Source organism: Pseudolysinimonas sp. 10J20-29 (genome assembly GCF_055809595.1).
The window spans coordinates 705,381-718,756 of the sequence record NZ_CM147917.1 but is presented as its reverse complement, the minus strand read 5'-3'; the positions used below and the strand labels follow the sequence as shown (position 1 = coordinate 718,756).

At 69.0% G+C, this 13,376-nt stretch carries 15 protein-coding genes and 1 tRNA gene; 5 read left to right on the top strand and 11 right to left on the bottom strand.

Going from position 1 to position 13,376, the window contains the following annotated elements:
• Positions 1-665: 665 nt before the first annotated feature.
• The 3 genes from AC0L6Y_RS03550 to AC0L6Y_RS03540 form a co-directional block, all read right to left on the bottom strand.
• Complete coding sequence (locus tag AC0L6Y_RS03550; protein ID WP_473555585.1) at positions 666-1,109, bottom strand: hypothetical protein; 444 nt, start codon at positions 1,107-1,109, stop codon at positions 666-668.
• A 179-nt stretch (positions 1,110-1,288) separates the two neighbouring features.
• Entirely contained in the window at positions 1,289-1,636 is a 348-nt protein-coding gene (locus AC0L6Y_RS03545) for a hypothetical protein (protein WP_473555579.1), read from the bottom strand.
• A 73-nt stretch (positions 1,637-1,709) separates the two neighbouring features.
• On the bottom strand, positions 1,710-2,279 hold the full coding sequence (locus AC0L6Y_RS03540) for a hypothetical protein (RefSeq protein ID WP_473555574.1): 570 nt from the start codon (positions 2,277-2,279) through the stop codon (positions 1,710-1,712).
• 109 nt (positions 2,280-2,388) lie between these two features.
• Here AC0L6Y_RS03540 and AC0L6Y_RS03535 point away from each other — a divergent pair, with 109 nt between their 5' ends.
• Positions 2,389-2,892, top strand: coding sequence for an SRPBCC domain-containing protein (locus AC0L6Y_RS03535; RefSeq protein WP_473555569.1), 504 nt, complete (start codon positions 2,389-2,391; stop codon positions 2,890-2,892).
• Between the two features lie 6 nt (positions 2,893-2,898).
• Here the strand turns inward: AC0L6Y_RS03535 and AC0L6Y_RS03530 are convergent, their stop codons facing one another.
• The 5 genes from AC0L6Y_RS03530 to AC0L6Y_RS03510 form a co-directional block, all read right to left on the bottom strand.
• Complete coding sequence (locus AC0L6Y_RS03530) at positions 2,899-4,218, bottom strand: hypothetical protein (RefSeq protein ID WP_473555564.1); 1,320 nt, start codon at positions 4,216-4,218, stop codon at positions 2,899-2,901.
• 2 nt (positions 4,219-4,220) lie between these two features.
• The gene (locus AC0L6Y_RS03525) at positions 4,221-4,793 is read right to left on the bottom strand and encodes a 3'-5' exonuclease (protein ID WP_473555560.1); all 573 of its coding nucleotides are present in this window, start codon (positions 4,791-4,793) and stop codon (positions 4,221-4,223) included.
• A gap of 107 nt (positions 4,794-4,900) precedes the next feature.
• Positions 4,901-5,848 carry a type II secretion system F family protein gene (locus AC0L6Y_RS03520; protein ID WP_473555557.1) on the bottom strand — a complete coding sequence of 316 codons (948 nt, stop codon included), beginning with the start codon at positions 5,846-5,848 and terminating at the stop codon, positions 4,901-4,903.
• On the bottom strand, positions 5,836-6,657 hold the full coding sequence (locus tag AC0L6Y_RS03515; protein ID WP_473555554.1) for a type II secretion system F family protein: 822 nt from the start codon (positions 6,655-6,657) through the stop codon (positions 5,836-5,838). Before AC0L6Y_RS03515 ends, AC0L6Y_RS03520 begins: the two co-directional genes overlap by 13 nt.
• Before the next feature lie 37 nt (positions 6,658-6,694).
• Positions 6,695-7,894 carry a CpaF family protein gene (locus AC0L6Y_RS03510; RefSeq protein WP_473555550.1) on the bottom strand — a complete coding sequence of 400 codons (1,200 nt, stop codon included), beginning with the start codon at positions 7,892-7,894 and terminating at the stop codon, positions 6,695-6,697.
• Between the two features lie 489 nt (positions 7,895-8,383).
• On the opposite strand from AC0L6Y_RS03510, the gene AC0L6Y_RS03505 reads away from it, so the two are divergent.
• The 4 genes from AC0L6Y_RS03505 (at position 8,384) to AC0L6Y_RS03490 (ending at position 10,055) form a co-directional block, all read left to right on the top strand.
• Positions 8,384-8,468, top strand: a tRNA-Leu gene (locus tag AC0L6Y_RS03505).
• A 162-nt stretch (positions 8,469-8,630) separates the two neighbouring features.
• Positions 8,631-9,428, top strand: a complete 798-nt coding sequence (locus tag AC0L6Y_RS03500; RefSeq protein ID WP_473555545.1) for a DedA family protein — start codon at positions 8,631-8,633, stop codon at positions 9,426-9,428.
• A 68-nt stretch (positions 9,429-9,496) separates the two neighbouring features.
• A complete protein-coding gene (locus tag AC0L6Y_RS03495) occupies positions 9,497-9,784 on the top strand; it encodes a hypothetical protein (protein WP_473555541.1) in 288 nt (95 codons plus the stop codon).
• Entirely contained in the window at positions 9,702-10,055 is a 354-nt protein-coding gene (locus AC0L6Y_RS03490) for a hypothetical protein (RefSeq protein WP_473555536.1), read from the top strand. The genes AC0L6Y_RS03495 and AC0L6Y_RS03490 overlap by 83 nt, the downstream gene beginning before the upstream one ends.
• Here the strand turns inward: AC0L6Y_RS03490 and AC0L6Y_RS03485 are convergent.
• The 3 genes from AC0L6Y_RS03485 to AC0L6Y_RS03475 are packed head-to-tail and all read right to left on the bottom strand — an operon-like array spanning position 10,045 to position 13,341.
• The gene (locus AC0L6Y_RS03485; protein ID WP_473558218.1) at positions 10,045-10,380 is read right to left on the bottom strand and encodes a DUF3427 domain-containing protein; all 336 of its coding nucleotides are present in this window, start codon (positions 10,378-10,380) and stop codon (positions 10,045-10,047) included. The two genes, AC0L6Y_RS03490 and AC0L6Y_RS03485, sit on opposite strands and share 11 nt — an antisense overlap.
• Positions 10,364-12,943 carry a DEAD/DEAH box helicase family protein gene (locus AC0L6Y_RS03480; protein WP_473555531.1) on the bottom strand — a complete coding sequence of 860 codons (2,580 nt, stop codon included), beginning with the start codon at positions 12,941-12,943 and terminating at the stop codon, positions 10,364-10,366. Before AC0L6Y_RS03480 ends, AC0L6Y_RS03485 begins: the two co-directional genes overlap by 17 nt.
• Positions 12,940-13,341, bottom strand: a complete 402-nt coding sequence (locus tag AC0L6Y_RS03475) for a (deoxy)nucleoside triphosphate pyrophosphohydrolase (protein WP_473555525.1) — start codon at positions 13,339-13,341, stop codon at positions 12,940-12,942. The genes AC0L6Y_RS03480 and AC0L6Y_RS03475 overlap by 4 nt, the downstream gene beginning before the upstream one ends.
• Between the last annotated feature and the right edge of the window lie 35 nt (positions 13,342-13,376).

Sequence of the window (13,376 nt, the reverse complement as noted above, 5' to 3'; positions counted from 1 at the left end):
GATCGCCAGCAGCAGGCCCACGAGCCCGCGGGCGCTCGACCCAGAAGACCGCGAGGAACGCCGCCGCCCGCGGGATGCAGACGCACGCGGCTGGCAGCAACGGCACGTGCGACCTCGGCGCGTCCTCGCGCACCACCAATCGCTGCGGTAGCTACTCACCCGATAGTGCGGCCGGCGCACGACGCAGCTCGTGCGAAGCGACAGGCAATCGGGCCCTCCCCGCATCGGCGGTGTCCACGCGGTCGACCGAGCGCCTGGCGTCCCCAATTGGGCGCGGTTCGCCGCCTCGATCGCCGAGAACGTGGTCGCGCTGCGCTTCGTCTTCAGCTACGCCCGAGCCGCACGGGTACATGGACAGTCGTCGGGCTTTGGTCACGGAGAGCGGGTACCGGACAACAACGTTGCCGATGTCGTCAGAGCGAGCAGCGCGCATCCGGGCGAGTCGCGAGCACCTCCGTCTCGGCATCCCAAGGGCGTGCTGCCCGTTCGGGCTACCTATCCTTGATTCTGGCGTGGCGCACTGCGTCGCCGACCCGTCTGCGGGTGAGGCGCTGAGTCCTGCACAGGTGAGAACCCAAGATAGGCGGGATCGGTGAACGAACGCGTTCTGGCCGCACAGCCATACGCTCTTTGTGCGTCCCAGTGCGTGACACGTGTGGCCCCACTCATTTGCTAGCCGGAAGCCGGAAAATCGGCCACTTGTAGTCGTTCTTGAAACGCTCGTCGTGCGCGTCGAGCACTTGCACCCACTGTGGTGTGATGTCCGCCTTCCACTCTTCGCGGCCGAATCCGCGGTAGGCCCGCTGCAAGCACTTGAGCAGGGCTGGTACGGCGGTGCGCACCCACTCGTTTCGCGTCAGCGATCTGATCGTCTCACCGTCGACTCGACCCCAGTCCGCCTGACCGAGTTGGACCACGACATCAAATTCGTACCGGTAGTCACCGGTGGGGAGCGAGGAGGGAAGTAGTGTCTCCTCGACCCGAATCTCGATCATGTCGCCGATGCGCATGAATGGGCCCTGTTCGCCGTGCCCTCTCGCGGTTACGGTGTAGCCGACGGCGAGGCGCGTTTCCATCTCGTCGAACAGCGTCTGGGCGATGCGGTCCATGCCCCATCATTTCACTCCTGCCCGCTTCGCCGTGCGTGGCAACGAACGCTAGCTCGCTTGACCGCCGCCTTCGCGAGCCAACATCCACAGGTCGTTAATGCGTGTCACGCCTCCAGGGTGATGCGCGTCTCGCGCCCGTGTTGCGAGCTTTCTCCACAACGCGGGTGACGCGACCGCCCCTAGCTCGGAGTGTAGGAGCTGCTGGCCGGAATCGCGACGATCCAGAATGCCGTCGTCAGGACGATGATCGCGAGGGTGAGGTATCCGAGAGTGAGGCCCGCGGTCGCTTGACCGCGCCCGACGCCGCCCATCGTGCGCGCCTTCGACAACCCGACGTGACCGAAGATCGCCGCAAGCAGCGCGGGAGCGAAGGCGAAGAATGCGGAGATCAGGCCGATGATCGGGATAGGGCTGCCGATGCCGATCACGATCGCAACGATCCCGAGCACCATCCCGGCGATCGCAGGCCCGTTCGACGGTGCCCGCACGACCTGTTGGTAGATGACCTGATGTTGAGATTCGTTCATGAGCTGATCGTAGGGGCGCAGACCCGCTCCCGCCGACCCCGCGAACGGGTGGCGCGCTCGGCCGAGGTGTCACCTAGGCGCGGATGTCGCGGGCGAGCCGGCGGCGCGCCTCGCCGGAGAGCGCGAGCCCGTAGAGCGCGGGGATCGCCAGCAGCAGCCCGACGAGCCCGCCCCACGTTGTGAGGATCAGCGTCGTCACGAGGCTGGCGAGGAACAGGAGCGACATCGCCACGAGCAGCACGCGGCGCCCGGTGACGCCGAACCCCCATCCGGCGGCGATGAGCAGCCCCCAGCGCAGCAGCGGCTCCCCCGGCGCCCACGGGTGCTCGACCCGGAACACCGACAGGAACGTCGCGACGAGCAGGATGCCGACCCACGCGGCGAGCAGCAGCGGCCCGTGCGGCCTCGGCGCATTCTCACGCACCACGACGCGGAGGGGCATCGCGCCGTCCGGCGCGGGGCCCGCCGCCAGCAGCCGGTCGCGTGCCTCGACGAGCAGCCGGAACGTCTCCGCGTCGCCGCCGTCGACATCCGGATGCGCGGTGCGCGCGCGGCGCGCGAACGCCGCCGTCACCTCGGCGCGGCCCGCATCGACGGCGACGCCCAGCAGCGACGCGGCACGCTCGCGATCCATCGTCGGCATGGGCTCAGCGTACGCGCGGGTCTCCGAAACGGGGGCGCCATTGTCGGGCCGCGAGCGTAGGCTCGAAACGGGACCCGCACCGTCGCGGGTCGCGTGAGAGGAGTTGGCCATGACCACGCCGAATCCCACCGGAACCATCGCGCCCGGCCATCACGGGCCCGAGCTGCACCTGACTCGGCGCATCCGCCACGACATCGACGAGGTGTGGGCCGCGCTCACCGAGTCCGACCGCCTCGAGCAGTGGATCGGGCGCTTCGAGGGCGACCCGCGGGACGGATCCGTCACCTTCTTCATGACTGCCGAAGGCGCGGAGGCGCCGGGTGAGCGCGCCACCATTATCGAGTGCACGCCGCCCGAGCACTACGCCGTCGAGACGGAGGTGGGCGACGAGATCTGGCATCTCGCGATCACCCTCGACCACGACGCCGGGGTGACGACGCTGCTGTTCGCGCAGCGCGCGGACGACTCGGATCTGGCGAGCGTCGGACCGGGCTGGGAGTACTACCTCGACCGGCTCGTCGTGAGCCTCGGCGGCGGCGACGTCGCGAGCGTCGACTGGGAGCACTACTTCCCGGCGATGAGCGAGTACTACGCCGGCCTCACCGCGAGCTGAGCGCGGCTAGCTCTTCTCGGCCTGCATCTCGCGGATGTACTCGCGGATCGTGGGCACCGCCTCGAGCTTGTCGCGGAAGAACGTGTTCACCTGGTTGACGACGTTCGCCTGGGCGGCCTCCACCTCGGTGGTGCGCCGCTCCCCCGCATCCTGATCCTCAAGGGTGCGCCGCAGCTGCAGCAGCGCCCTCACGATCGCCGTCTCCTCGGCGCCCTCTAGCGTGTCGATCACGCTCAGCACCAGCTCGTCGGCCTGCGCGCGCACCGCGTCGATCGGGATCGAGCTACCGGGCTGGGTCGCGTTGTCGAGCGTCGAGATCAGCGACCACACCTGATACAGCAGGGTGGCCGGTTCGTCGAAGAGCTCGCGCACGAACGCGGCATCCATGTGCCGGCCGGAGAGACGGAAGATGTTGTACATCCGCTTGGCGGCCTTGCCGTAGTTGAGGCTCTTGGTGAGGTACTTGCGCACCTCCCTCTCCAGCCGGTCCACGTAGTCGTCCAGGGCGTCATCGGAGACGAAGCGGGCCAGCTTGGCGAAGGTGGGCACCGCGTCGGCGTCGAGATACACCTCCTGGAAGTAGGCATCCAGGTAGCCGTCGAGCGACACGATCTCGCCGTCGGGGCCCTCCCAGGTGACGTCGATCACGTTGCTGGCGTTGGAGAGCTGCCCGCGGTCGGGGTCGGCGACCACCCAGTCGAGCTTCACCCAACCCGGGTCGAGCGCCGCCTGCTCCCAGAGGATCGTCGTCGAGCCGTGCTCGTTCGACTCGAACTTCAGCGCCCCGGCCTCCACCTCCTCGGCCGTCCACGAGATCGGGCTGCCCTTCGAGACGGGCCTGCCCGCGTGCGTGCCGCTGGCCGGGTACGAGCCGAGCTTCGCCTCTAGGAACTGGTAGCCGGCACCGCGCGAGTGGCTCATCGCGTGCTCGTGCAGCAGGCGCGCCATCAGCATGCAGGCGTCCTCGCGCGTGGGGGCCTTGAGGTTCAGCCTCTGGAAGTAGTCGGCGTCGCCCGGAAACGACTGAATCTTCGACTGCGCCGCGCTGCCCGACAACGCCAGCGCGCTCTCGGCGACCTCCGGCGGCCCCGTTACCTCCACGATCGTGCCGATGCGGCGGAAGCGCTCCAGGTCACGCGGAGAGAAATCGAGCATGGTGACGCGGTGGCCGAAGGTGCCGCTGTCGGCATCCACCGTGATCTCGTCGGCCTCGGTGTCGGCGAGATCATGCAGCCAGCGCTGGGTCTCCGCCTCGTCGAGCTCGATGCCGAGCCGCACCGCGGACTCGACGATCAGCGTGACATCGAACTCGGGTTCCTGGGGCATCGTCACTCCCGTCGTGGGCGAGCCTTCGCGTCCGCACGAAGGGCCCGGAACAGCTCCGCCTGATCTTGGGCGTCATTCAGAGCATTGTGCGCCAAGGGCCGCCCGGTCAAGTACTTCGGGGAAAGCACCCGCATGCTCGTCTCGGCCCAGGTGCCGTCGGCGACCGCCATCGCGTACGACTTGATATCGAAGGCGGAGTGCCCGAACGGGTTGCGCCCCAGGTAGCGCTGGAAGTAGTCGTCGACGAACATCCAGTCGAAGGGCGCGTTGAAGGCGGTGAACACCGGCACGTGCCCCTCGGGCACCACATCGGCCACCCAGTCGGCGAACCGCTGCATCGCGACCGCTGGCTCGACGCCGGTCTCAGCGAGGGATGCGGGGTCGAGTCCGCTGATCGCCAGCGCCTGCTCGTTGACCTCCTCGCGATCCGGCTTCAGCTCCACATAGAACGTGGTGGTCGGCGTCTCGGCCAGGCACGCGCCGATCGACAACAGGGCGAACCGGCTCGGCACGCTGCCCGCCGTCTCGACGTCGATCGAGATGAACACTTCGGGTCGGGGCTCGCTCTGGCTCACCCGGCGAGGCTATCGCTCGGGCGCGGGCGAACAACAGGGTGCGCGCGGGCGCGTCAGGGCCTCCGAACGCGTCAGGGCTTCCGAAAGCGTCAGGGTCTCTGAAAGCGTCAGAGCCCGACCTGCAGCACCAGCACCGCGGGCGCCAGGGCGAAGGCGATCGTCACCGGGAGGATGAGGAACACGAGCGGCACGAGCATCGCCACCTCCTTGCGGCCCGCGGACTCCATGAGCTGGCGGGTCGCCTCGACCCGCACGTCGGCGGCCTGCGCGCGCAGCACCTCGGCGAGCGGCGTGCCGCGGCCGAGCGCCCCGACCAGCTGATCGGCGGTGCGGGTGAAGGCAGGCAGATCGATCGCGTCCGCGCAGCGGGTGAGCGCATCCGGCACCGCGACGCCCGCGTTGATGTCGGCGACGACGCGAGCGAACTCGCGGGCCAGCTCCCCGTTGCCGGTGCGCGCGACGCGGCGCAGCGCATCCACCACGTTCTCCCCCGCCGACAGGGCGAGGCTGAGGAACTCGAGCACCGTCGGCAGCTCGTCGGCGATGCGCGCCTGGCGGCGGCGCGCCGCCCGCACCAGCAGCTGCTCGGGGGCGAACAGCCCCAGCGTTCCGCACACCAGCACGAGTCCGACCGAGGCGACCCCCGGCACAGCGTTGGTGCGCGACCAGACGGCGACGATGAGCACCCCGACCGCGAGCCCGCCGAGGGCGGCGAGCAGTTGCCGTGAGCGGAAGCGCTCCACCGCGATCGGCACACCGGCCTGGCGCGCGCGCCGCTCGATCGACTCGTCGCCGCCGAGCAGGCTCGCAAGCGCCCGCCGCAGCCGCGCGAGCCCCGGCTCGATGAGCTCGAGCAGCACGCTCGTCGGCTCGCCCGCCCGCTCGGCGACGAGCTCGCGGGCGTGCGGAGAGACATCCACCAGGTACGGAGCGAGCCGTCTGGAGAGCCGCGGCGCCCCGAACTGCGGCACCAGGGCGAGCAGCGTCCAGACGCCCACCCCGAAGGCGATGCCGAGCGGCACCGCGAGCAGCACGGTCGGCGTCACGCGAACCACCGCCGCTCCTCCGGCAGGCGCCCCAGCGCCACCATCAGCCGGTAGGCGACGACCGTGACGACGAAGCCGACGAGCAGCAGCACCGTGCCGCCCGGACTCGCGTAGACGGCGACCGCCTCCGGGCGACTCGCCAGCACGAACAGCACGATCCACGGCGCCGCGACCCCGAGGCGCGCCGCCGACACCACCCACGACTGGCGCGCCTCCGCCTCGGCGCGTGCGGCCTGCTCGCGGCGCAGCGCGGAGGCGAGCGCGCGCAGCAGCCCGGGCAGCTCGGTGCCGCCCACCTCGCGAGCCAGCCGCAGCGTCTCGACCACGCGATCAGCGACCGGATCGGCAAGCCGCGCCTTCAGCTCATCGAGCGCCGGCCCGAGGGTTCCCCGCGCGCGCAGTTCGCGGTCGAAGGCGGCGAACGCCTCCCGGAACTCCGGGATGCCGTGGTTCGCCAGCGATCCGACGCTCTCCGCCAGCGACAGGCCCGACCGCATTCCGGCGACCAGGTGGTCGATCAGGTCGGGCCAGGCGGCGCGCGCCAGCCGGCGCCGGCGCCGCGCCCGCGACGCGACCACCAGCCAGGGAACACCTGCCACGGCGGCGCCCGCCGCGAGCCCCAGCGCGGGGATGCCCGACAGCCCCGCCGCGATCGCCGCCGCCGTGATGCCGAGCAGCGCGCTCGTGGCCAGGAACAGCTCGGGACGCACCCGCGCCAGGCCCGCCTGTGTGAGACGCTGCGCGATCGCGGCGCCCCGTCGTGTGCCCGTGGCGGCACGCGCCTCGCGCGGCCACAGCCACGGCGAAGCCGCCAGCACGACGCCGGCCCCGAGCAGCGGCCCAGCAGCCAGGAGGTCACGCCGCGGCTCCGCGCAGGATCGGGATCGGGTCGGCGCCCGCGCGCTCGAACTTGATCATCCGCGGCGGCACCTCGCCGGTGGCGCGCAGACCCTCGCGGGTGCCCTCGAACAGCGTCACCGCCTCGATCTCGCCCTCCTCGGTGACACGTCCCGTTGGGGCGAGGATCTCCGCGACCCGGCGGCGGCCCCGATGCAGTTCGGCGTGCACGATCAGGTCGACGCAGGAGGCGACCGTCGGCACCACGAAGCCCGCGTCGATGTTCCGGCCCGCGAGCAGCGGCAGCGTCGACAGCTTCACGAGCGCCTCGCGCGCGCCGTTCGCGTGGATCGAGCACATGCCCGGGATGCCCGCGTTCAGCGCCACCAGCAGGTCGAGGCTCTCGGCCTCGCGCACCTCGCCGACCACCAGGCGGTCGGGACGCATCCGCAGCGCCTCCTTCACCAGCCGCCGCAGCGACACCTCGCCGGTGCCCTCGAGGCTCGGCTGGCGGCACTGCAGCGCGACCCAGTCGGCGGCCGAGAATGACAGCTCGAAGGTCTCCTCGGCGGTGACAATGCGCTCCTCCGGCCGTGTCGAGCCGAGCAGCGCGCACAGCAGCGTCGTCTTGCCCGCCTGCGTGCCGCCCGAGACGATCACGTTCAGGCCGCTGCGCACCGCGAGGTGCAGGAAGCCCGCCGCCTCGGCGGGCAGCGAGTCGAGCCGCACCAGGTCTTCGAGCCCGCGCATCCCGGCGCGGAACTTGCGGATGTTCACCGCCCAGTGCGCGCGCGTGATGTCGGGAATCACGACGTGGAGGCGCGACCCGTCGGGCAGCGAGGCGTCGACGAACGGCGAGGAGAGGTCAACGCGGCGCCCGGTGGACTGCAGCATCCGCTCGACCAGGTCGCGCACCTCCGACTCGCTGAGCGTCAGAGCGATGCGCTCGCTCACGCCGTCGCGGGCGACGAACACGTCGTGGGGCGAGTTGATCCAGATCTCTTCGATCGAGTCGTCATCCAGCAGCGGCTGCAGCGGACCGAAGCCGACGAGCGAGGCAACCACCTCGCGCACCGCCGCCACCTCGTCGGGCAGCAGCGGCACCGAGCCGCCGAGCGCCCGCTCGCTGTAGCGCTGCACTTCCTCGCGCGCGAGCCGCAGCGCGAGGCCCTGCTCGGCGGTCAGGTCGAGCCCGTCGCCCCGCACCCGCAGACGCACGCGCTCGGTGATCGAACGCGATCGCGGATTCCACGCCGCGATTCTGGACGGATGCGCGGACCCGCGCCCGCATCCATCCACACCCGCGGGTCTCGCGGGCGCCCCGCGCGCCGCGCTCCGCACGCGCGCACGCGCACCCACCACCCCGCGAGCGGTGCAAAAAGTGCGATCCCAGCGCCCAACACCCGCAGTTTCGCACCGCTCGCGAGGGGGTCCGGGTGCCGGGCGCACGAGGGAAGGTGTGCGTCTGAGCAGGCGACGGCCGAGCGGATGCGCGCGCACCCCGCAAGCTGCACGCGCACTCGTGCACCCACCTCCCCGCGAGCGGTGCCAAAAGTGCGGTCCCAGCGCCCAACACCCGCAGTTTCGCACCGCTCGCGAGGGGCCGAGCGGGCGGGAGGGGGGTCGCGCCGCCCCGCGCGGCAGCCCCGCGCGCGGCGTGCACGCGCGGCAGGCGCCTCCCCCGCACGGATCTAGACTGAACACCGCGCGGGAGTGGCGAAATTGGCAGACGCGCAGGATTTAGGTTCCTGTGCCGCAAGGCGTGTGGGTTCAAGTCCCACCTTCCGCACCACCCGCATCAGATGCAGCACCCGGAACCCCCGGAACCCCCGAGCGAACCCCGACATGGACGTCGGAATTCGCTCACGTTTCACTCGGCCACGGCCACTACGCTACGTACAACACGACCGCCGACCGGCCATGACGGCCCGCCGACGACAGGAGCCTCTCCGCAATGACCGCCAGTTCGCTCGCCGCTCTCGCGTCGGTTGCCGTGCCCGCGGCGCTGATTCCGTGGCTCGACCCGGTGGCGATCATTCAGACCGCGGGTCCGTGGGCGCTGCTTGTCGTGTGCCTGATCGTGTTCAGCGAGACGGGGCTGCTGGTCGGCTTCATCCTGCCGGGCGACACCCTGCTGGTGATCACCGGCCTGCTCACCTTCACCGGCACCATGACCGAGTCGGAGGCCGGGATCCTCATCCCGATCTGGCTGGTCTGCCTCAGCATCGCGGTGGCAGCGTTCGTGGGCGGCGAGGTCGGCTATCTGATCGGCCACAAGGCCGGTCCGCGCATCTTCGAGCGCAAGGAGTCGGGGCTGTTCAGCCGCGAGAACGTCGTGCGCACCAACCACTTCTTCGAGCGTTTCGGGGCGCTGGCGATCGTGATCGCCCGCTTCGTGCCGATCGTACGCACCTTCGCCCCGGTCGCCGCCGGCGTCGGCCACATGAACTACCGCAAGTACTCGCTTTACAACGCCGTCGGCGCGCTCATCTGGGGCGCGGGGCTGACGTTCGTCGGATTCCTGCTCGGCTTCATCCCGCCCGTCGCCGACTTCGTCACCCACTACATCGACCTGATCCTGCTCGGCGCGATCTCGCTCGCCGTCATCCCGACGGTGTACCACTACGTCCGCGGCGCGCTGAAGGCGCGCAAGGCGCGGCGCCTGGGTATCGTCCCGCTCACCGACGAGGAGGCCGTCGTGCCCGAATCGGTGCTCGAGCACGACCCGTGGGACGAGGGCGAGCCCCGCTAGTCGTCGGCCGCGGTGCGACGATGCTCGGGCGTCGCCGCGCGATCGCGCGCATCCTCTAGAGTCCCGGCATGCGCATCGTGATCTCGGGAACCCACGCGAGCGGCAAGAGCACCCTGATCGCGGATTTCGCGAGCCGCCACCCCGAGTTCGAGGTGTTCCCGGACCCGTACGAGCTGCTCGACGACGCCCCCGCCGAAGCGGATGCCGGACTGATGTTCGCGCAGCTGCGAGCTGTCGGCCGCCCGGCTGCTCGACCTGCCGCCGGGCGCGAACGTGGTCGCCGAACGCGGACCGCTCGACTTCCTCGCCTACCTGGAGGCCCTGGATGCGCTGGGTCGCCCGACCCGCTCGGGTGAGCTGTTCCGCCGCGGTGTTGCCCCCACCGTCGAGGCGATGCAGCACGTCGACCTGCTCGTGCTGCTGCCGCTGACCGCGATCGACCGGATCGAGGTGTCCGAGGAGGAGGACCTCGAGCTGCGCACCGCCATGAACGACGCACTGCTCGAGCTCGCCGACGACACCGACTTGGTGGGGGCCGCGCGGGTCGTCGAGGTCACCGGGAGTCCCGCGGCGCGGCTCGCGCAGCTCGAAGCGGCAGCAGTGCCAGGTGCCGCGCCTACTCGGTGATCTCGGGGTGAAAGTAGCTGTAGACACCCGGATCGATCGGGGCTTCGAAGCGCAGATGCATTCTCACGACCGGCAGCGGAACACCCGTCTGCATGACGGTCTGCTCGGCATCGTGCGCGACCGCCCGGCCGAGGTAGTAATGGTCTGAACCATCGGCGTCGTCCTTTTGCACGAACACGTGAAGCTCGACGTCGTGGTCTACGATCGCGCTCACTTCTTTGCTCGCCAGTGTGCGATTGCTGCGCGTGTACCAGAGCAAGGTGCTCGGGTCGAGCAACGTGTCCTCGTACGCAGTGCTCGCTGAGACCTCATCCGACTTGTGCAGCCGAAGAAAGACCGGGCACGTCCTGGTCTCGCCGTCGAACGCGATAACCGTAGATCGTTGAGTACATATTGCTCGACCAGTTGAGCAGCCTGCTCGCGTCTTTGCGGGAGTACTGACGGGCGCGCGTGAACGGCTCGTCGACGTCGAAGCGGTCGATGACGATCCGTTGTGTTGTTGCCACCAGATCGTCGACGCTCGTGCGGAATTCCGGGGACGAGTCCCACGCAGCCGCGAACCCCTGCGCCAACGAGATCACCTCCGCGTCGCGCACGACGACTGCCGCACCGCGGTAGCGCTGCTTCTCGACCTGGGTGTTGAACTCCAAGGTCAGCGAATCAACGGTGCTTCGGACAGCCAAAGGGCTGCCCGGCAGACCGGCCGAAGCCAGGATCGTGGCGACTTCAGCCACCGGTAGCTCTCTTCTGGACAGGAGCGCGCGCAGCACCACGGACTCGTGGAGCCGCTTGGCCGTGAGCATCTCGCCGGACAGAGCGGCGAGATAGCCAAGCTGCTCGTCGTCAAACCCGTGTTCGAGCTTGAACAGCTTGCGCAGCAGTTCCGGGTAGCACCCGACCTTCGTGGCGAGGATCACCGGGTCGACCGACTCGAACCGGAGGAAGTCCTGCAGCAAAGGCATCCGACCGAGTCGGTTGTGCACGGTCTCAATGGCCGACTTCAGATTCGGCAGACTGTCGAGCTTGGTTTCGTGCAGGGACTTCAAGACTCGCTCGTGGGCGATCCGATCGAACTGCACGCTTGACAGACCCGAAATTGCGCCGCGTTCCTCGGCAGCGATCAGCCGGCGGCGGATCGACTCCCGGTTCAGCGAGTCGTCGCCGAACAGGGCGATCGGAATCAGGTAGTTGTTGGCATAGTTCCCGATGAAGTCGATGACGACGACGTACTCCTTGCCATCGACCTTGCGCAGGCCACGGCCGAGCTGTTGCACGAACACGATCGCCGACTGGGTTTGGCGAAGCATGACGACTTGGTTGACCGTTGGGATGTCGACGCCCTCATTGAAGATGTCGACGGTGAGGATGTAGTCGAGTTCACCGGCTTCGAGGCGTTGAACTTGGCGTTCCCGCAACTCCGTGGAGTCGTCCCCGGTCAGCGCGATCGTTCGAAGCGCTCGCCCGCGAAGGCGGCGACCGTTCAGTTCGTCGGAGAGCTGCCGCGCCTCTTCTTTCCGGCTGCAGAAGATCAGGCCCTTCGGAGGCACGCCGGCCTGTCCATAGCGTTCGAGCGCCCTGAGGAGGTGCTCGATGCGATCCTCGGCGACGAGTCGGAACAGCGGGGTGGCATCCGTCGTGGTCGTGCCGTCATCGAAAGTGAAGTCGGCGACCCCGTAGTAATGGAACGGCGACAACATCTCCAGTTCGAGCGCCGCACCGAGTCGAATCTCGTAGGGCACGTTGTAGTCGAATAACTCGAACACGCTCACGCCGTCCGAGCGTTCGGGTGTCGCGGTGAGGCCGAGCATGAACTGCGGGGTGAAGTGGTCGATAACGCGCTTGTACGTCGCTGCTGTTGCGCGGTGCACTTCGTCGATCAGGATGTAGTCGAACGCATCCGGGTCAAGTTCTGCCAGACGGTCAGGCCTCGACAGGGTTTGGACCGTCGAGAACACGAAGCGACGATCGGTCTGGTGGTCCTGGCCGACGACCTTCCCGAAATCGCTTCGCGGCGCGCCCAGCACTCGCCGGAACTCGTCGATCGCGCGGTCGAGGATCTGCTCTCGGTGGGCGACGAACAAGACACGCTCGGGATTCGCCGCACGCACATCAAGCGCGGCGAGGATCGTCTTGCCGGTGCCCGTCGCCGAGATGACGAGTCCCCGCCGTTCGCCCGACTCACGCAGCGCGGCGATCAAGCCCAGCGCGTCGGCCTGCATCGCGTTGGGCTGGATCTCAGGCTGGGCAGCGAGACCTTCGGCGCCCGAATGGCGCGGGCGCACAGGGGGCGTCGGCGGCGACCAGTTCATCGCGTAGTCGCGAATCCACTGCTCGGTCAGCGGCTCGGACCGCTCCGCCTCACTGTCGAGCAGGTTGCTGAACTGCTCGGCGAGATCGCTGTCCGTGGCCGCCGAGACCCGGATGTTCCATTCGTGGTTCGAGACGAGCGCCGCCGAGGTCAGGTTGGAGCTGCCGAGAATCGCGGTGACACCATCGGGGTTACGGAACACGTAACCCTTCGGGTGAAAGGCGCCGCTCGTGTGAAGCCGCACGTTGACCCCCATGTCGCGCAGCGCCAGCAGCTCATAGAACGCACTCGGCGAGTTGAAGCCGAGGTAGTCGGAGGTGACGATCTCGCCCACACCGTCGAAGTCGACGAGCGCTTGTTTCAGCTGCGCGATGCCGCCGGCTGAGACGAAGGCGACGGAAAAGCTGAATGATGTCGCCGTCTTCAGCTCAGCGCGAAGCGACTGGAGCACCGTTCCCTGGGCATCGTTGAGCACAAGGCGTGGATGCGCACGCTTCGGAGCCGCGACGCGCTGGTCGAGGTAGCCAAACCCGACGTCGCGGCCGAACGCGCCGAAGTCCTCGAAGAAGTTGGCGGTCACGCGGCGGAAAGACGCTCGACGATCGAGTGCACCGCCGGGATGTCCGCGGGGGCCCACTGCAGTGAGTCAAGATCACGCGCCGGGAGCCAGCGCACCGCCTCGTGCTCGGTGAGCGTGACGTCCCCCGCAAGCAGTTCGCAGTAAAAGGTCGTCAGCGTCACCTCACCGAAGTCGTACGCGTGAGTGGTTGTCGCCACTTCATCGCCGACGACTACGTCGATGAGCAGCTCTTCCCGAATCTCGCGTTCCAGCGCCGCGCGAGGCGTCTCGCCGGGCTCGATCTTGCCGCCGGGGAACTCCCACATGCCGGGGAGCGCGGACTGAAATCCCCGCTGCGCGCACAGCACCCGACCATCGCGGACGATCACCGCACCCACGACGTTGATCTGCTTGACCACTGATCCTCCTCGCCCCGAACACTCGTCAGCAGCCT